The organism is Saccharopolyspora sp. NPDC045941 (assembly GCF_056431445.1).
Genome location: NZ_JBWKKU010000006.1, coordinates 92,158 through 108,966, shown reverse-complemented (window position 1 = coordinate 108,966; position 16,809 = coordinate 92,158). Strand labels below are relative to the sequence as shown.

Annotated in this window: 16 protein-coding genes and 1 riboswitch; of the genes, 4 read left to right on the top strand and 12 right to left on the bottom strand. The window is 72.1% G+C overall.

What is annotated here, in order from left to right; translation table 11 throughout:
- Positions 1–53: 53 nt before the first annotated feature.
- Both AC07FN_RS06820 and AC07FN_RS06815 read left to right on the top strand, forming a co-directional pair.
- Positions 54–1,580, top strand: a complete 1,527-nt coding sequence (locus AC07FN_RS06820) for a protein kinase domain-containing protein (protein ID WP_478394735.1) — start codon at positions 54–56, stop codon at positions 1,578–1,580.
- Positions 1,581–1,616: 36 nt separating this feature from the next.
- Complete coding sequence (locus AC07FN_RS06815; protein ID WP_452614059.1) at positions 1,617–2,492, top strand: 3-methyladenine DNA glycosylase; 876 nt, start codon at positions 1,617–1,619, stop codon at positions 2,490–2,492.
- Here the strand turns inward: AC07FN_RS06815 and AC07FN_RS06810 are convergent, their stop codons facing one another.
- Both AC07FN_RS06810 and AC07FN_RS06805 read right to left on the bottom strand, forming a co-directional pair.
- Complete coding sequence (locus tag AC07FN_RS06810) at positions 2,493–2,873, bottom strand: winged helix-turn-helix transcriptional regulator (protein ID WP_478394734.1); 381 nt, start codon at positions 2,871–2,873, stop codon at positions 2,493–2,495.
- A 40-nt stretch (positions 2,874–2,913) separates the two neighbouring features.
- A complete protein-coding gene (locus AC07FN_RS06805; protein WP_478394733.1) occupies positions 2,914–4,176 on the bottom strand; it encodes an MFS transporter in 1,263 nt (420 codons plus the stop codon).
- A gap of 91 nt (positions 4,177–4,267) precedes the next feature.
- Between AC07FN_RS06805 and AC07FN_RS06800 the strand changes: the two genes are divergently transcribed.
- A complete protein-coding gene (locus tag AC07FN_RS06800) occupies positions 4,268–5,230 on the top strand; it encodes an ArsR/SmtB family transcription factor (protein ID WP_478394732.1) in 963 nt (320 codons plus the stop codon).
- Here the strand turns inward: AC07FN_RS06800 and AC07FN_RS06795 are convergent, their stop codons facing one another.
- Positions 5,231–6,463, bottom strand: a complete 1,233-nt coding sequence (locus AC07FN_RS06795) for a Bcr/CflA family multidrug efflux MFS transporter (protein ID WP_478394731.1) — start codon at positions 6,461–6,463, stop codon at positions 5,231–5,233. It abuts the gene before it with no gap.
- Positions 6,464–6,601: 138 nt separating this feature from the next.
- Here AC07FN_RS06795 and AC07FN_RS06790 point away from each other — a divergent pair, with 138 nt between their 5' ends.
- Positions 6,602–7,183: a TIGR03086 family metal-binding protein gene (locus AC07FN_RS06790; protein WP_478394730.1), complete on the top strand. Its 582-nt coding sequence runs from the start codon at positions 6,602–6,604 to the stop codon at positions 7,181–7,183.
- Between the two features lie 27 nt (positions 7,184–7,210).
- On the opposite strand, the gene AC07FN_RS06785 is transcribed toward AC07FN_RS06790, so the two are convergent.
- From AC07FN_RS06785 to AC07FN_RS06745, 9 genes are all read right to left on the bottom strand, one after another.
- A complete protein-coding gene (locus AC07FN_RS06785; protein WP_478394729.1) occupies positions 7,211–8,749 on the bottom strand; it encodes a class I adenylate-forming enzyme family protein in 1,539 nt (512 codons plus the stop codon).
- 170 nt (positions 8,750–8,919) lie between these two features.
- Positions 8,920–9,699 (bottom strand): energy-coupling factor ABC transporter ATP-binding protein, encoded by a 780-nt coding sequence (locus AC07FN_RS06780; protein WP_478394728.1) that lies wholly within the window; start codon positions 9,697–9,699, stop codon positions 8,920–8,922.
- Positions 9,687–10,454, bottom strand: a complete 768-nt coding sequence (gene cbiQ, locus AC07FN_RS06775) for a cobalt ECF transporter T component CbiQ (RefSeq protein ID WP_478394727.1) — start codon at positions 10,452–10,454, stop codon at positions 9,687–9,689. Before cbiQ ends, AC07FN_RS06780 begins: the two co-directional genes overlap by 13 nt.
- Positions 10,455–10,456: 2 nt before the next feature.
- Positions 10,457–10,798 carry a PDGLE domain-containing protein gene (locus tag AC07FN_RS06770; protein ID WP_452614051.1) on the bottom strand — a complete coding sequence of 114 codons (342 nt, stop codon included), beginning with the start codon at positions 10,796–10,798 and terminating at the stop codon, positions 10,457–10,459.
- Positions 10,795–11,466: an energy-coupling factor ABC transporter permease gene (locus AC07FN_RS06765; protein WP_478394823.1), complete on the bottom strand. Its 672-nt coding sequence runs from the start codon at positions 11,464–11,466 to the stop codon at positions 10,795–10,797. Before AC07FN_RS06765 ends, AC07FN_RS06770 begins: the two co-directional genes overlap by 4 nt.
- A gap of 176 nt (positions 11,467–11,642) precedes the next feature.
- Complete coding sequence (locus AC07FN_RS06760; protein WP_358568854.1) at positions 11,643–11,912, bottom strand: HesB/YadR/YfhF-family protein; 270 nt, start codon at positions 11,910–11,912, stop codon at positions 11,643–11,645.
- A gap of 183 nt (positions 11,913–12,095) precedes the next feature.
- On the bottom strand, positions 12,096–14,990 hold the full coding sequence (gcvP, locus tag AC07FN_RS06755) for an aminomethyl-transferring glycine dehydrogenase (protein WP_478394726.1): 2,895 nt from the start codon (positions 14,988–14,990) through the stop codon (positions 12,096–12,098).
- 172 nt (positions 14,991–15,162) lie between these two features.
- Positions 15,163–15,264: riboswitch (glycine riboswitch) on the bottom strand.
- A gap of 88 nt (positions 15,265–15,352) precedes the next feature.
- Positions 15,353–15,922 carry a MerR family transcriptional regulator gene (locus AC07FN_RS06750; RefSeq protein ID WP_132484337.1) on the bottom strand — a complete coding sequence of 190 codons (570 nt, stop codon included), beginning with the start codon at positions 15,920–15,922 and terminating at the stop codon, positions 15,353–15,355.
- A 239-nt stretch (positions 15,923–16,161) separates the two neighbouring features.
- Positions 16,162–16,638, bottom strand: coding sequence for a bifunctional nuclease family protein (locus tag AC07FN_RS06745; RefSeq protein ID WP_029534961.1), 477 nt, complete (start codon positions 16,636–16,638; stop codon positions 16,162–16,164).
- Positions 16,639–16,809: the final 171 nt, after the last annotated feature.

The following is a 16,809-nucleotide window of genomic DNA, read 5'->3' as shown; positions in this document are numbered from 1 at the left end:
CCATTGGCCGATTTGTCACCCATTAGGGTCACGGTGTGCGAGATGATCGGGTCGTGGCTCACCATCAACAGGTCAGCACCGCCCCCCGTGTCATCGGCGGCCGGTACCGGCTGGAGGGCACCATCGGCCGCGGCGCGATGGGTTACGTCTGGTCCGGCACCGACGAGCTGCTGCAGCGGCCGGTGGCGGTCAAAGAGCTCCGGTTGTCCCCCGGCATCCCCGAAGAGGAGGCCGCCGAGCTGCGCGAACGAGCCCTGCGCGAGGCGCGCTCGATGGCGGTGCTCAGCCATCCCAACGCCGTCATGCTCTACGACGTCGCACGCGACGGCGAGCAGCCGTTCGTCGTGATGGAACTGGTGCGGGCGCAGAGCCTGTCGAGCGTGCTCAACAAGCACGGGGCGCTGAACCCGCACCAACTCGCCGTGCTGGTCGACAGCGTCGCCGCGGCCCTGCAGGCGGCGCACCAGGTGGGCATCGTGCACCGCGACGTCAAGCCCGGCAACGTGCTGCTGGGGCGGCACGGCCAGGTCAAGCTCGCCGACTTCGGCATCTCCCGCAACGCCGCGGAATCGACCCTCACCCGCACCGGCGTCCTGGTCGGCACGCCCGCCTACCTGGCGCCGGAGATCGCGATGGGCCGCTCCCTGGGGCCGTCCGCCGACCTGTGGAGCCTCGGCGCGACGCTGTTCGCGGCGGCCGAAGGCCGGCTGCCGTACGACGCCTCCGGCGACCCGCTGATCACCGTCAGCTCCATCGTGCACGGGCCGGTGCCGCAGCACCGCCAGAGCGGCCCGATCGGCGAGGTCATCAGCGGCCTGATGATCAAGGATCCCGAGCGGCGGATGCCACTGCTCGAGGTGCGCCGCCGCCTCCAGGACCTGGCGCGCGACGCCGGGGAGGCCCCGTTCGACGCCCTGCTCGACGCCACCGAGCCCGCGCCGTTCCCACGCACCCACCCGAGCAGCTCGTCGCAAACCCTGCCCACCGCGCCGGTGAGCGCGCCGAAAAGCGGGAACGGGCGCCGGGCGGCGGTCGCGGCGGGCGGGCTCGCGGTGCTGCTCGCGGGCGCCGCCGGGGTTGCCGGCTTCTACGCCGGAGTCGCCGAACGCCCGAGCGGAACCCCGGGCGTGGCGCCGCTGGAACCGACGCCCGGACAGGGTCCCGGCACGTCCGCTTACCGCATGATCGAGGCTGAGTCCTTCGGGACGGAGTCCGGTGGCGTCGCGACCGACAAGGAGGGGCAGGTCGGGTTCATCGGGCCGATCGACAACGGCGACGGGGTGCTGTTCCGGGGCATCGACTTCGGCCCCGAGCCTGCGACCCAGGTTTCCGCGCGGCTGCGGACGTGGGTCGACGACGGGGTGAAGGCGAAGATCGAGGTCCGGCTGGGCGGCCCGAAGGGCAAGGTCGTCGGCAAGATCAACGTATCGTCCACCACCGCGGACGGCCAGAAGTGGAAGGAAGTGCCGGTCGACCTGCAGGAGCCCGTGACCGGCAAGCGGGACGTGTACCTGTCCTTCGCCTCGGACGGAGGCGGGGACTTCCTGGACCTCGACTGGTTCAGGTACTTCCGCCGCTGACCGCCCCGACACCCGCCTCGACTACCCTGACCGGCGATGATTGTGCTGTCTGAGCAGGACTGGCGCGCCCGGCAGGCCGCCCACCGGGAGCGGGTCGCGCGCTGGACGCAGCCGCACCGCCGGCGCCAGCACGAGCACCGGAAGCACCCGGTGCTCGACTTCCTCTTCACCTACTACTCGTTCCGCCCGGCCCGGCTGGAGCGCTGGCAGCCCGGCGTCGGCGTCGCGCTGGCGGGCGGCGAGGAGTTCCTGGCCCGCCGGGGCTTCGCCGAGACGCCGGAGGGCGTCGCGCTCGATCCCGCCGCGCTGACCGAGAAACGCCGCGCCAGCACCGAATTCGTGCTCGGGCTGCTGACCGCCACGGCCTCCCGGAAGGCCCGGCTCGGCTGCTTCGGCCTGCACGAGTGGGCCATGGTCTACCGGACACGACCGGAAGAGATCCGGCACACCGGGTGGCCGCTGCGCCTCGGGCACGACGGCACCGACGAGGTCGTCGAATCGATGCCGATCAGCTGCACGCACCACGACGCTTTCCGGTTCTTCACCCCGCAGGCCCGCCCGCTCAACGTGCTGCAGCCCGAGCGCGCCGACCAGGTCCGCCTGGAACAGCCGGGCTGCCTCCACGCGAACATGGACATGTTCAAGTGGAGCTACAAGCTCGAACCGTTCGTGCCCGCCGAACTGGTCGCCGACTGCTTCGAACTGGCGGTGCGGGTGCGCGAGCTGGACATGCGCGCCAGCCCGTACGACCTGCGCGAACTCGGCTACGAGCCGGTTGCGATCGAAACCCCCGACGGCCGCGCCGACTACGTCCGGCGGCAGCGCGACTTCGCCGCCGAGGCCGCGGTCCTGCGGCAACGGCTGATCGACACCTGCCGCGAGGTCCTCGACTGGGCGGCGCAGCCGGTGTGATCACCCCTGGTCGGCGGCGGCCCGGGCGGCGAGGATGCGGTTGACGTTGCGCTCGGACCAGTCGGCGATCGCCTCCACCGGCCCGCGCAGCGAATGCCCGAGTTCGGTCAGCTCGTAGGTCACCCTCGGCGGCACCTCCGGATACACGGTCCGGATCACCAGCCCGTCGCGCTCCATCGCGCGCAACGTCTGCGTCAGCACCTTCGCGGCGACACCGCCGATGCCGGTGCGCAGCCGCGTGAAGCGCATCGGGCCGTCGGACAGCAGCGTCACCACCAGCACCGTCCACTTGTCCCCGATGCGGTCCAGCACCAGCCGGGTCGGGCAGTTCGGATCGGTCAGATCCCCGCGCTTGAGGATGCTGTCCTCACTGGTGACCACCAGGTACCTATAGCACGCCCGAGCAGTCGGTTACAACTGGTTACCTACGTGCCGGAACGCGCGGCTCCGCAGGCAGCTCCCGCAGGAAGCGCAGCGGCGAGCAGAAGACGACGAGCCAGCTCACCGCGAAGACGCCCGCCGAGACCCACAGCACCGCGCGGACGCCCACGAGTTCGCCGAGCACCCCGGCCAGCACGGATGCGACGGCCAGCGCGCCGGTCAGCAGGAACCGGAACGTGGCGTTCATCCGGCCCATGAGGCGATCCGGCGTGGCGGCCTGCCGCACGCTCACCGCGAGCACGTTCCCGATGCCGGCCTTCGCGGTGATCAGCGCCCACGCCACGGCCGCCGGCCACAACCACGAGCCGCTGCCGAGCAGCGGCACGAAGCACCCGGCGCAGCTGGCGACCGCCCCGGTGATCCACAACACCCGGCCGTGCCCGAACCGCTCGCCGAGCGCACGCGCGCCGATCGCCCCGGCCAGCGCACCGCAGCCGCCGATGGCGAGGAACAAGCCCAGGCCCCACTCGCTGATCCCGAGTTCACGGACGAACAGGACCGGCAGGATCGTGAGGGTCAGCGTCGTGGCGAAGTTCGTCAATGCGCCTTCGATCGCCATGGGCCGCAACAGCCGGTTGCCGAGCACATGGCGCACCCCCGCCACGACGTCCGGCCACACCCGAGACGCTCGCGGCACCGGTGCGGCCACTCGCGCGCCCCGGATCCGCCCGATGGCGACGGCCGCGCACGCGTAGCTGATCGCGTCGAACGCGATCGTCACCGGCGCAGTGAGCACCGAGACCAGCAATCCGCCGACGCTCCGGCCGACGATCTGGTTCACCCCGCGCATCCCCATCAACCGGGCGTTGGCCCGCACCAGCTGCGCCCGCCCCACGACTTCGGGCAGGAAGCTCTGGGCGGCCACCTCGGAGAACACGGTCGCGATCCCGCCGAGCAACGCGACCGCGTACAGCTGCGGCATCGTCAGCGCGCCCAGCAGCCATGCGGCGGGGATCGAGGCGTACACCACGGCGCGCACCACATCCGTGGTGATCATCACCGCGCGGTGGGGCAACCGGTCCACCCAGGCCCCGGCGGGCAGCCCGACCAGCAGGAACGCGATGGTGCTGAGGGCGCCGACCGCCCCGACCTGCGCCGGGCCCGCGCCGAGCGCGAGGACGGCGGTCAGCGGCAGCGCGACGAAGCTGATCTGGGTGCCGAGGTCGCTGCCGCCGACGGCGGCGAACAGCAGCCGGAACTCCCCGGGCAACCGGTCGGGACCGGTGGTTCGTTCGTTGATCACCCGGCAACCATGGTTCTCCCCCTGCCGGGCGACCACGAATTTAGACTGGGCCGAATCCACCACTGGGAGGCATCGGGTGCTCAGGATGACGATGTCCGCCGCTGACCTCGCCCGCGTCCGGTTCGCCTTCTCCCCGTTGTGGGAGGTCGCGGCCAGCGTGCGAGTCCTGAAGGAGCCCGGCCGGCACCCGCTGCACCGCTCGTGGCGGGCCGAGGCCGAGCGGCGGCTGCAGCGCAGCACCGCCGACCTGTCGCTGCTGTTCGACCTGGTGCCGACCCCGACCAAGTACCTGCCCGGATTCCTCGCGCCGACCCCGACCTCCTCGCGGCCGACCCTTGCCGAGGAGCTCGAAGCGCTGCGGGCGGTGCCACCACATTCGGTCCGGACGATGATCGAGAACGCCGGTCGCCCCGCGTCGGCTCCGGTCCGCTGGCTGCACGCCGACCCGGCCCGCGAACTGCACCGGCTGGCCGGGGTGATCGAGAGCTACTGGGACCGGGCGATCCGGCCGTGGTGGCCGGAGATGCTCGACCTGCTGGACCAGGACGTCCGGCACCGCGGGGCCCTGCTGGTGGAGGGCGGCACCACGCGGCTGCTCAACGAGCTCAGCCCCCGGGTCCGCTGGCACGACGACGGCCTGCAGGTGACGCACCGGTACTTCGTCGGCACGCACGCCCTGGACGGCCGCGGCCTCGTGCTGGTGCCGTCGACGTTCGTCTGGCCCACGGTCTTCTCGAAGCTGGAGCCGCTGTGGCCGGCGGCGCTGCGCTACCCGTCGCGCGGCATCGCCGAGCTCTGGACCCCGAAGCCGCGCACCGCGCCCGACGCGCTGGCCGCGGTCATCGGCAGGTCCAGGGCCCTGCTGCTGGCCGAGTTGTCCGCCCCGAGGTCGACCACGGAGCTCTCCCGCCGGACCCGGATGTCCGCCGGGAACGCCTCCCAGCACCTGACCGCACTCCGCGACGCCGGGCTCGTCTCGGTGCGGCGGGAGGGGCGCTACGTGCTCTACAGCCGGACGGACCTGGCCGAGGCCCTGCTCGCCCGGTCCAGCTGATCAGCGCTGGGTGGTCCGCTCCTCCGCACGGTCGCCCGACAGCGCCTCGGCGCGGGCGCGGCGGGTCAGCACGAGGTAGACCACGACCGCGGACAGCGACAGGGCCCCCATCACCACGCCCATCGGCAGTGCCGTGCCGGTGCCCGCCGACCCCACCAGCGGCGCCGCGAGGCCACCGGCCAGGAACTGCATGACGCCCAGCAGCGCCGATGCGCTCCCGGCCGTCTCGGGGTGCCCGGACAGCGCCAGGGTCGTGGCGTTGGGGAACACCACGCCCATGCTCGACGCCACCAGGAAGAGCGCAGGCAGCAGCCCCGGCAAGCCCAGACCGAACACGGCGGACAACGCCACCGCGACGCCGCCGACCGCGTTGACGCCGAGCCCGATGGCCAGCAGCCGGCTCGGGTCGACCCGGGCCACCAGTCGGCCGTTGAGCTGCCCGAACAGCACGATGCCCAGCGAGTTCACGCCGAACACCAGGCTGAACAGCTGGGGCGACATGCCGTAGACGTCCTGCAGCACGAACGACGAACCGGCGATGTAGGCGAACATCGCCGCGAACGCCAGCGCCGCGGACAGCGAATACCCGACGAACGCCCGGTCGCCGAGCAGGCTTCCGAAGGTCCGCAGCGTGCTGCCCAGGCTGCCGGGCCGCCGCGACTCGCCGGGCAGCGTCTCCCGCACCCCGAACGCGGTCGCCACCAGCAGCACCACGCCGATCGCGCCGAGCACCAGGAACACGCCGCGCCACGACGTCACCCGCAGCATCTGCCCGCCGATCAACGGCGCGAGGATCGGTGCCAGCCCGTTGACCAGCATGAGCAGCGAGAAGAACCGCGCCATCGCCACGCCCGAGTACAGGTCCCGCACCACGGCGCGGGCGATGACGATGCCGGCGGCACCGCCGAGGCCCTGCACCAACCGCAGCCCGGCCAGCGCGTACGCGGACGGCGCGACCGCGCACAGCAGCGACGCCAAGGTGAACACCACCAGCCCGATCAGCAGCGGCCGGCGGCGACCGAAGGTGTCCGACAGCGGCCCGGCGACGAGCTGCCCCAGGGCCAGGCCGACCGTGCACGCCGTCAGCGACAGCTGCACCTGCGACGGCCCGGCTTGCAGATCGCCGGCGATAGCCGGAAAGGCGGGCAGGTACATGTCGATCGACAGCGGGCCGAACGCGGACAGCGCGCCCAGGATCAGCACGTACTTCACCCTGCGCGGTCGGTCCCCCATGCGTTCGCTCCCGTGGTGCTCTATACCGACCGGTACCGTAACTCCGCGGCGCACCACGGGCAGCGGGCGGGCCCACCGATGAGAATCGGCCGCCGGAGCGGTCTACCCCACCAGAACGGACTGCGAAGGAGCCGCGAAATGACCGACCTGCCCGACCTCCGGCCGGCCGCCGAGCACCTGGCGACCCTGCTGGGGAACGTTTCCGACGACCAGCTCGGCGCGCCCACGCCGTGCACCGAGTACGCCCTCGGCGACTTGATCGACCACGTCAGCGGCCTGTCGCTGGCGTTCGCCGCGGCGGCCGCGAAGGACTTCTCGCAGACCGGCGGAGGGCCGTCCGGGGACGCCGCCCGGCTTCCCGGCGACTGGCGCGCCCGCATCCCCGCCCAGCTGACCGCGATGGCCGAAGCGTGGCGCGACCCGGCGGCATGGGACGGCATGACGCAGGCCGGTGGCATCCAGTTGCCCGGTACGGTGGCGGGCGCCGTCGCGATGAACGAGCTGGTGGTGCACGGCTGGGACATCGCGAAGGCCACCGGGCAGCAGTTCCGGTGCGACGCCACGTCGCTGGCGTCGGCCCTGGAGTTCGTATCCGCGTGGGCGACGGAGGAGCCCAGCCCCGACAGCCCGTTCGGCCCGGCCGTCGAGGTCCCGGCCGACGCGACGCCGCTGGACAAGCTCGTCGGCCTCACCGGCCGCAACCCGGCCTGGCAGCCATGAGAACCCGTGTGCACGGGTCCTGGAGGCTCAGCGGCCCCAGACCGGGGGGCCCCACTCGGTCTGCTCGCGGAGTTGGCGTTTGAGCAGCTTCCCTCCCGGATTGCGGGGCAGCGGTTCCGCGCGCACCACGAAGTACTGCGGCACCTTGAAGTCGGCGAGGCGATCCGCCAGGTAGGCCAGCGCGGCCCGCGGGTCGAACTCGCCGCCCGGCGGCGGCACCACCACCGCGCCGACCTTCTCCCCCATCACGTCGTCCGGCACGCCGACGACCGCCACGTCGGCGACGCCGGGCGCCCCGGCCAGCGCGTTCTCCACCTCCACCGAGTACACGTTCTCGCCGCCCCGGTTGATCATGTCCTTGGCGCGGTCGACGACGCGGACCAGGCCGTGCTCGTCGATGCTCGCCAGGTCGCCGGTGTGCAGCCAGCCGTCGGCGAAGGCGTTCGCGGTCGCCTCCGGCTTGTTCCAGTACCCGGCCACGATGTTCGGGCCGCGGATGAGCAGCTCGCCGACGCCGCTTTCCGGGTCCGGCGCGTCCAGCGCCAGATCCACCACGGGCGCGGCGAACCCGACCGAGTCGGCGTGCTCGGCGGCCCACTCGTGCGGCAGGAACGTCGCGATCGACGACGTCTCGGTCAGGCCGAACCCGTTGCCCACCCGGGCCCGCGGGAAGCCCGCCTTGATCCGCTCGACCAGCGCCGGGGCGATCGGGGCGCCGCCGTAGTAGACCTGGGTGACCGCGCTGACGTCGAGGTCTGCGAACTCGGGCTGCGCCAGCGCCAGCGCGTAGATCGCGGGGACCGTGATGAGGGTGTTGATCCGCTCCTCGACGAGGGTGCGCAGGAACCGCTTCGCCTGGAAGTCCGGCAGCACGACGGTGGTGCCGCCGAGGGCGAGCTGCACGAGCAGCTGGGTGTTGCAGCCGGTCACGTGGAACAGCGGCACCGACACCAGATTGCGCTGCGCCGGGCCCTCGGCGCGGTCCGTGCCCATCACCCGCAGCGCGGTCTCCACATTGGACAGGAAGTTCTCGTGGGTCGTCATCGCACCCTTCGGGAAGCCCGTGGTGCCGCTGGTGTAGAAGATCGCCGCGAGGTCGTCCGGCGCCAGGTCGTCGACCGCGCGGGCCGGACCGTCGGGCAGCGGATCGCCTGGTCGCAGCACGTGCTTCGCGCCGGAGTCCGTCAGCACGTAATCGATCTCGGGTGCGGCGAACCGGATGTTCACCGGCACCGCGACCGCCCCCGCCAGCTGCGTGCCCAGGAATCCCAGCACCCAACCCACCCCGGCGGGCAGCAGGCTCGCCACCCGGTCGCCCCGGCCGATCCCGGCCGCGCGCAACCCGCCTGCGACGCGTGCCGCCCGGTCCCACAACTGGCGGTAGGTGAGCCGCTCGCCGTCGACCTCGACGAGCGCCTCGTTGTCCGGGAAGCGTTCCGCGGTGGACCGGAACATGGTCACCAACGACGCGGGAAGGCCGGTGTAGTGCGCGATTCCGCGGCTGTCGCGCCGGATCCCGGAGGTGTCGAACGGGGCGGCACCGCGCGGGTGCGGTTCGACCGGCATCCCGCTCACCCCTCCCCGCACACCGGGCTCCTGCCCAGGTCGCCGCGATCTACCGGTCCGCGAACGGTTTCCACCGAAGCCATCGGTGCCTCCTCGCCACGCTGCGACAGACCCGCTTACCCTCACCTCGCGAACAGGTGGGGTCAAGACGTCCGAAGGCGGGGATGGGCTCAGGGAACCCGGAATCCGTAGGGAAGTTCGAGGCGGTGCGCGGCCAGCAGCTCCGCGTCGGACAGCAGTTCCGCGGTGGGGCCGTCGGCGACCACCGCTCCGTCGTCGATCAGCACGCTGCGCGGGCACAGCTGCAGCGCGTACGGCAGGTCGTGGGTGACCATGAGCATCGTGCCGCCCCAGTCCAGCAGCACCTCGGCGAGTTCGCGCCGGGCCACCGGTTCGAGGTTCGACGACGGTTCATCCAGCACCAGCAGCTCGGGACGGCAGGCGAGCACCGCGGCCAGCGCGACCCGCTTGCGCTGGCCGCCGGAGAGATGCAGCGGCGAGCGGTCTGCGTGCTCGGCCATGCCCACCGCGTCGAGCGCCAACCGCACGCGCTCGGCCAGCTCCTCGCCGCGCACGCCGAAGTTCGCCGGGCCGAACGCGACGTCCTCGCGCACCGTCGGCATGAACAGCTGGTCGTCGGGATCCTGGAACACCAGCCCGACGCGACGGCGGATCTCCTTGAGGTTCCGCGAATCCACGGGCAGCCCGCCGACGTGGATGCTCCCCGACTCGGCCGTGTGCACCCCGTTGAGGTGCAGCGTCATGGTGGTCTTGCCCGCCCCGTTGGGGCCGAGCACCGCGACCCGCTCCCCGCGCTCGACGCGCAGGTCGACGCCGCTGAGCGCGCGGTGCCCGTCCGGGTAGCGGAACGCCAGCCCGGCCACCTCCAGCGCCGGCACGGCCGCCGGCTCGGTGGTGCGCTCCGGCAGGGGTTCGGTCAGGCGGTCCACAAGGCCACTCCCAGCACGACGGCGGCGACGGCCGGTGGCGCCATGCCCAGCCACCACGTCGCCGGTGATGTCCGGCGCGATTCCCCCAGCTCGGGCATCGCGCCGCTCCAGCCCCGCGACACCATCGCCAGGTGCACGCGTTCGCCCCGCTCGTAGGAGCGGATGAACAGGCTCCCGATCCCGCGCGCGGTCGCGCCGAGCTGCCACAGGAACCGCGGATCGTGCCCGCGGCAGATGCGCGCGACCCGCATCCGCTTGGCCTCGGCGACGATCACCTCGGCGTAGCGCAGCATCAGCGTGATGATGGTGATCAGCAGCCGGGGCGCCCGCAGCCGCTGCAACCCGACCACCAGCTCGCGCGGCGCGGTCGTGGCGGCCAGCAGCACCGACGTGGCCAGCCCGAGCGTGCCCTTGACCAGGATGTTCCAGCCCGCCAGCAGGCCACCGGTGGACAGCGCCAGGCCCGCCACCTCGGTGGTCGCGCCGCCCGCGGTGAACGGCAGCACCAGCGCGAGCACCACGAACGGCACCTCGATCAGCAGGCGGCCGGCCAGCCAGCGCAGCGGAACCCGAGCCACCAGCACGAGCCCGAACAGCAGCAGCGCGTACCCGCCGAACGCCCAGAACACCTCGCGCGGCGTCGCCACCACGCACAGCACCACCAGGAAGGCCGCCACGATCTTGACCTCGGGCGCCGACCGGTGCAGGACCGAGTCGCCGGGCAGGTGCAGCGCGCCGGCGTGACCGGCTCCCACCGCTATTCGCCCCCGGTCCGGCGCCGCAGGCCCCAGAACAACCCGCCGGCGGCGCCGAGCGTGACCACCGCGCCGATCACCCCGGCCACCCCGGTCCAGCGGTCATCCCCGCCGACGGTGTAGTCCGCCAGCGGGCCGCCGGAGAACGCGTGGTCCTGGGCGTGCTGGGCGATGCACTGCCCTTCCAGCTGCTCGCCCTGCTCGGTCTCGACCACGGTGCAGCCGCGCTGCGTGACCGCGTCCAGCCCGTCGGGGTCGGAGTCCGCGAAGTAGGCCACGCCACCCGCGATGACGAGGATGAACAGGCCGAAGACCAGCAGGAAACGCCGACGTGGGGCGCTCATCGCACGTTCTCCTCCGTCTGCTTCGCGGTCCGCAGCAGGTGGACCAGGTCCGGTCGGGCAGCCGCGACGGCACCCACCGTGGCCGCCGTGATCACGCCCTCGCCGATGCCGATCAGGCAGTGCACCCCGACCATCGCGACCGCGGCCGTGCCGAGGCCGAAACCGGCCGCGCCGCCGACCGCGTATTCGAGGATGAAGCCGCCGGAGGCGGCGACGGTGTTCACCCAGGCCGCGACGAAGGCGGTCATCAGCAGACCGGCCCGGCTCCGCCGCGCGAAGCGGCGCAATGCGAGGGCGACGAGGTAGCCGGCGGCGGTGCCGATCAGCGCCATGTTGGTGATGTTGGCGCCCAGCATGGTCAGCCCGCCATCGGCGAACAGCAGCGCCTGCACCACCAGCACGATCGCCACGCACAGCGCGCCGACCCACGGCCCGGCCAGGATCGCCGCCAGCGCCCCGCCGAGCAGGTGCCCGCTGACGCCGGGCAGCACCGGGAAGTTGATCATCTGCGCGGCGAAGACGAACGCGGCGACCAACCCCGCCATCGGCGCCGTCCGGTCGTCCAGGTCGGCCCGCGCCTTGGTCAGCGCGACCGCCAGCCCGGCTATCGCCACGGCCGCGAACAGCACCGCCGTCTGCGCGTTGAGCAACCCGTCGCTCATGTGCATGGCGAGCGTGGTGGTCGGCACGACGCGCTCCCTCCTGACCGGAACAGCTGCGCATCGAGAGTAGTTGCCGCAATACCGCAATCACCAGTAGCTGGCAGGAGTCCTAGATCGCAGTCCGGCGAGAAAAGCCGTCGTCCCGGGCATAACGCCCAGGACGACGGTTCGAGTCCGTTCGGTCAGTCTCGGACTGCCAGCGCCAGTTCGCCGTTGGAGTCCCGCTCGGCGTCCAGCACCTTGTCGCCGAGCAGCGCGGCGACCTGCGGTTCGAGGAACACCCGCACACCGGATACCTCGACCACCTCGTCGCCCGACTGCGGTTCGGCGGCGATCGACGCCTGCAGTCCTTCGCCCGCCGGCGCAATGCGCAGGCCGGAACCTTCCGGAGAGTCGCCGCCGACGAGGACGAGCTTGATGACCTCTGCAGCGCTCTCGCTGATGGTGAGCATTGTGCTCAACCCCTTCTCCGAGCCGGTCGGTTTGAAGGGGCCACCGTGTCATCAGCCGCCGCCCCGACGCAAACCGAACCGCCCCCGGCGTGTCACCGGCCCCGGACACCACGACGCCCCCGGCCGCAACAGCGGTCCGGGGGCGTCGCTGCACCTCTTTCGCAAAAGGCGTATCGACAGCTGTTACGCCTGGTAGGCATCCAGGGGCGGGCAGGAGCAGACGAGGTTGCGGTCGCCTCGCGCGCCGTCGATGCGGCGCACCGGGGGCCAGACCTTCGTCACGTCGGTGCCCAGCGGGTAGGCCGCCTCCTCGCGGGAGTAGGCGTGGTTCCAGTCCTTGGCCAGCGACGCCGCCGTGTGCGGGGCACCCACCAACGGGTTGTCGTCGGCCGGCCACTGCCCGGCGACGACCTTGTCGATCTCCGCCCGGATCGCGATCATCGCCTCGCAGAACCGGTCCAGCTCCGCCAGGTTCTCGCTCTCCGTCGGCTCGACCATCAGCGTCCCGGCCACCGGGAACGACATGGTCGGCGCGTGGATGCCGTAGTCCGCCAGCCGCTTGGCGACGTCGTCGACGGTGATGCCGCTGGTCTTGCTGATCTGCCGCAGGTCGAGGATGCACTCGTGCGCGACGAAGCCGCCCTTGCCGGTGTAGAGCACCGGGAAGTAGTTGTTGAGGCGGCGGGCGACGTAGTTGGCGGCTGCGACCGCGGTCAGCGTCGCCCGGCGCAGGCCGTCGGCGCCCATCATCCGCACGTACGCCCAGGAGATCGGCAGGATCGAGGCGCTGCCCCACGGGGCGGCGCTGATCGGGCCGACGCCGGTCGCCGGTCCGGCGGCGGGCTGCAGCGGGTGGTTGGGCAGGAACGGCGCGAGGTGCTCACGCACGCCGATCGGGCCGACGCCCGGACCGCCACCGCCGTGCGGGATGCAGAACGTCTTGTGCAGGTTCAGGTGCGAGACGTCGGAGCCGAACTTGCCCATCCGCGCGAGGCCGATCAGGGCGTTGAGGTTCGCGCCGTCGACGTAGACCTGGCCGCCCGCGTCGTGCACCAGCCCGCACACCTCGCGCACGGTGTCCTCGTACACGCCGTGCGTGGACGGGTAGGTGATCATGATCGCGGCGAGGTCGTCGGCGTGCTCGGTGACCAGCTCGCGCAGGTGGTCGAGCTCGATGTTGCCGGCGTCGTCGCAGCGGACCACGATCACCCGCATCCCGGCCATCACGGCGCTGGCGGCGTTGGTGCCGTGCGCGCTCGCCGGGATCAGGCACAGGTCCCGGTCCTCGTCACCACGGCTGCGGTGGTAGGCGCGGATCGCCAGCAGGCCGGCGAACTCGCCCTGGCTGCCGGCGTTGGGCTGCAGGCTCACCGCGTCGTAGCCGGTGACCTCGGCCAGCCAGGTCTCCAGGTCCTTGACGATCGACAGCAGCCCCTCGGCGTCCTGCGCGGGCGCGAACGGGTGCAGCGAACCGAACTCGGGCCAGGTGATCGGCTCCATCTCGGCCGTCGCGTTGAGCTTCATCGTGCACGAGCCCAGCGGGATCATGCTGCGGTCCAGCGCGATGTCCTTGTCCGACAGCCGCCGCAGGTAGCGCAGCAGCGAGGTCTCGGAGCGGTGGGTGTGGAACACCGGGTGGGTCAGGTACTCCGAGGTGCGCTCCAGCGCCGCGGGCAGCGCGTCCGGCGTCTCGATGTCGAGCTCGTCGACGTCACCGCCGGTGACGCCGAAGGCCTGCCACACCGTCGCCAGGTGCGCCCGCGTGGTGGTCTCGTCGCAGCTGATGCCGACGTGGTCGGCGTCCACGCGGCGGAGGTTGATGCCGCCCCGGCGGGCCCTGGCGACGACGTCGTCGGCCTTGCCCGGCACCTTCACGAAGATCGTGTCGAAGAACTCCTGGTGCAGCACCTCGACGCCGCCGCGGCGCAGCTGCTCGGCGAGCACCGCCGCCATCCGGTGCGCGCGGGTCGCGATCGACCGCAGCCCGGCCGGGCCGTGGTAGACCGCGTACATCGAGGCCACGACGGCCAGCAGCACCTGCGCGGTGCAGATGTTGCTGGTGGCCTTCTCGCGGCGGATGTGCTGTTCGCGGGTCTGCAGCGCCAGCCGGTAGGCCTGGTTGCCGTCGGCGTCGACGCTCACGCCGACCAACCGCCCCGGCAGCTGCCGTTCGAAGCCCTTGGCCACGGCCATGAACCCGGCGTGCGGGCCGCCGAAGCCCATCGGCACGCCGAACCGCTGGGTGCTGCCGACCACCACGTCCGCGCCGATCTCGCCGGGCGAGCGCAGCAGCGTCAGCGCCAGCAGATCGGCCGCGACGACGACCTTCGCGCCGCGCCGGTGGACCTCCGCGATGATCTCCTCGTGGTCCCGCACCGCGCCGGAAGCGCCCGGGTAGGACAGCAGCACGCCGAAGAACTCGCCGTCCGGCAACGCCTGCGCGCCCGCGGCGAGGTCGGCGACGACGACCTCGATGCCCAGCGGCTCCGCGCGGGTCCCGATCACCGCGATGGTCTGCGGCAGCGTGTCGGCGTCCACCACGAACCGCGGCGACTTCGACCGGCCCGCGCGGCGCACCAGCGTCATGCCCTCGGCCGCGGCGGTGGACTCGTCGAGCATCGACGCGTTGGCCACCGGCACCCCGGCCAGGTCAGCCACCATCGTCTGGAAGTTCAGCAGCGCTTCGAGCCGGCCCTGCGAGATCTCCGGCTGGTACGGCGTGTAGGCCGTGTACCAAGCGGGGCTCTCCAGCACGTTGCGCAGGATCACCGGCGGCGTGACCGTGCCGTAGTAGCCGAGCCCGATCATCTCGGTGTGCGGGCGACAGCGGCGCGCCAGCTCGCGCAGCTCGGCCAGCGCCTCGGACTCGGTGGCCGGCTCCGGCAGCGCCAGCTGCAGGTCGCCTTCCCGGATCGTGTCCGGCACGGCGTTCTGCCCCAGCTCCTCCAGCGAGCCGACGCCGATCACGTCGAGCATGCGCGCGAGTTCGGCCGGCATCGGGCCGACGTGCCGGTCGGCGAACGGCGTGCCGTGCTCCAGGGCGGCCAGGGGAATGCGGTCGTGGGTCACGTCGGTCATCGCCAAACCTCAATCGTCGCGGCGGCAAAGGGCGGCAGGCAGCCGGAACTGCCCTGCTCTCCCCCTCTGTCACTGTCCGCGAAGCGAACGCCTGAGAGCTTCACCCGGGAACCGGGCTTGCACCGTCGGCGGGGTGCACCACGGCCGTGGTGCACCCTCTTTCCAGAGGTATCTCGCCCGTGCGGTCCAGGTGGCCTGAGAGGTTGGCGGGGAGGGTTGCTCCTTCGGCGCCGACCGCGGCCTAGGCCGGGCCGGACTCTCCCGCACGGGGTCGGCGATGTGCCGCAGCTTACCCGATCAGGGGGTCCGAGCGGACCAGCGATGTCACCGGCCGCACACCACCCGGTCGGGGGCCGGTCGGCTCAGCCGGTCTCGGCCTGCCGGTCGCGCCGCCGACGGGACAGCTCGTCGTCCATCGGGACCAGCTCCGCGCCGTCGGCCCGTTCCGCCGGGAAGTCGTGGATCGTGCCGCTGATCTCGCGCATCGCACCGCTGACGGCGATGCCGAACACTCCTTGGCCACCCTGCAACAGGTCGACCACCTCCTCGGCAGAGGTGCACTCGTAGACCGTCGTCCCGTCGCTGAACAGCGTCAGCCTGGCCAGGTCCTGCACGCCCCGGTTGCGCAGGTGTTCCACCGCGACCCGGATGTTGTGCAGCGACACCCCGGTGTCCAGCAGTCGCTTGACCACCTTGAGCACCAGGATGTCCTTGAACGAGTACAGCCGCTGCGAGCCGGAGCCGGCTGCGCCGCGGATGGACGGGCCGACCAGCTTGGTGCGCGCCCAGTAGTCCAACTGGCGGTAGGTGATGCCGGCGATCTGGCAGGCGGCCGGACCCCGGTAGCCGACCAGTTCGTCCGGCAGCGAGGCGTCGGGGAACAGCTCGCCCTGCTCCACGGCAGCATCCCGGTTGGACGCTTCCTCGACCACGCCTGCCTCCCCTCGTCCGGCACGAAGCCGACGACGACGATCACCAGCTCCCGGACCATCGCGGTCCGAGGCCGCGAACACCGCCCAGCGGCCGAATCACACCGGGGCAATTCGCGTAAGTTCGACGGTATGCCTGCCCCGCGAGGAGGTCAACGCGACGCGCGGGGCACCCGGACGACCCGGCCCCCGCCTGCTCGCGCAGACAGGGGCCGGGCTGTGTCGTCGGTCGATCGGCGGGCTCAGGTGTCGGCGCCGCGGAAGTCCTCCGGGGAGACGGAGTCCAGGAACTCGCGGAACTTCTCCACCTCGTCCTCCTGCTCGTCCGGGATGATCAGCCCCGCCTCGTCCAGCACCGATTCGTCGGCGTGGATGGGCACCCCGATGCGCAGCGCCAGCGCCACCGAGTCGCTCGGCCGCGCGGAGACCCGCACATCCCCGTCGAACACCAGCTCGGCGAAGAAGGTGCCGTCCTGCAGGTCGGTGATCCGCACCTGTTCCAGGTCGCGCCCGAGGGCGCCGATGACGTCCTTCAACAGGTCGTGGGTAAGGGGTCTCTGCGGCCGCACACCCTGCTGCTCCAGCGCGATGGCGGTCGCCTCGACCGAGCCGATCCAGATCGGCAGGTAACGCTCGCCGTGCGCCTCGCGCAACAGCAGAATCGGCTGGTTTGCTGGTAGTTCAACTCGCACGCCGACGACGCGCATCTCGCTGCTCATCGTCACATCGCCTCCTCCAGCGCGCCGAAGCGTGACATCCCCGTCGAGGATCGCGCACCGACGCCTCCGACGCTACCCGCGTTGCGGCGGACACGCCCATCCCTTTAGCGGTCTGGTCGACCACCGAATCCGCGGCCTTCCTGCCGGTGCATCTGGTCCGAACCGCTGGCT

What these genes read in the sequence shown, in the direction of transcription:
- AC07FN_RS06815 (WP_452614059.1), top strand. Translation starts at nt 1,617, where the DNA reads ATGATTGTGCTGTCTGAGCAGGACTGGCGCGCCCGGCAGGCCGCCCAC.
- AC07FN_RS06800 (WP_478394732.1), top strand. Translation starts at nt 4,268, where the DNA reads ATGTCCGCCGCTGACCTCGCCCGCGTCCGGTTCGCCTTCTCCCCGTTG.
- AC07FN_RS06795 (WP_478394731.1), bottom strand. Translation starts at nt 6,463, where the DNA reads ATGGGGGACCGACCGCGCAGGGTGAAGTACGTGCTGATCCTGGGCGCG.
- AC07FN_RS06790 (WP_478394730.1), top strand. Translation starts at nt 6,602, where the DNA reads ATGACCGACCTGCCCGACCTCCGGCCGGCCGCCGAGCACCTGGCGACC.
- AC07FN_RS06785 (WP_478394729.1), bottom strand. Translation starts at nt 8,749, where the DNA reads ATGCCGGTCGAACCGCACCCGCGCGGTGCCGCCCCGTTCGACACCTCC.
- AC07FN_RS06770 (WP_452614051.1), bottom strand. Translation starts at nt 10,798, where the DNA reads ATGAGCGCCCCACGTCGGCGTTTCCTGCTGGTCTTCGGCCTGTTCATC.
- AC07FN_RS06765 (WP_478394823.1), bottom strand. Translation starts at nt 11,466, where the DNA reads ATGCACATGAGCGACGGGTTGCTCAACGCGCAGACGGCGGTGCTGTTC.
- AC07FN_RS06760 (WP_358568854.1), bottom strand. Translation starts at nt 11,912, where the DNA reads ATGCTCACCATCAGCGAGAGCGCTGCAGAGGTCATCAAGCTCGTCCTC.
- gcvP (WP_478394726.1), bottom strand. Translation starts at nt 14,990, where the DNA reads ATGACCGACGTGACCCACGACCGCATTCCCCTGGCCGCCCTGGAGCAC.
- AC07FN_RS06745 (WP_029534961.1), bottom strand. Translation starts at nt 16,638, where the DNA reads ATGAGCAGCGAGATGCGCGTCGTCGGCGTGCGAGTTGAACTACCAGCA.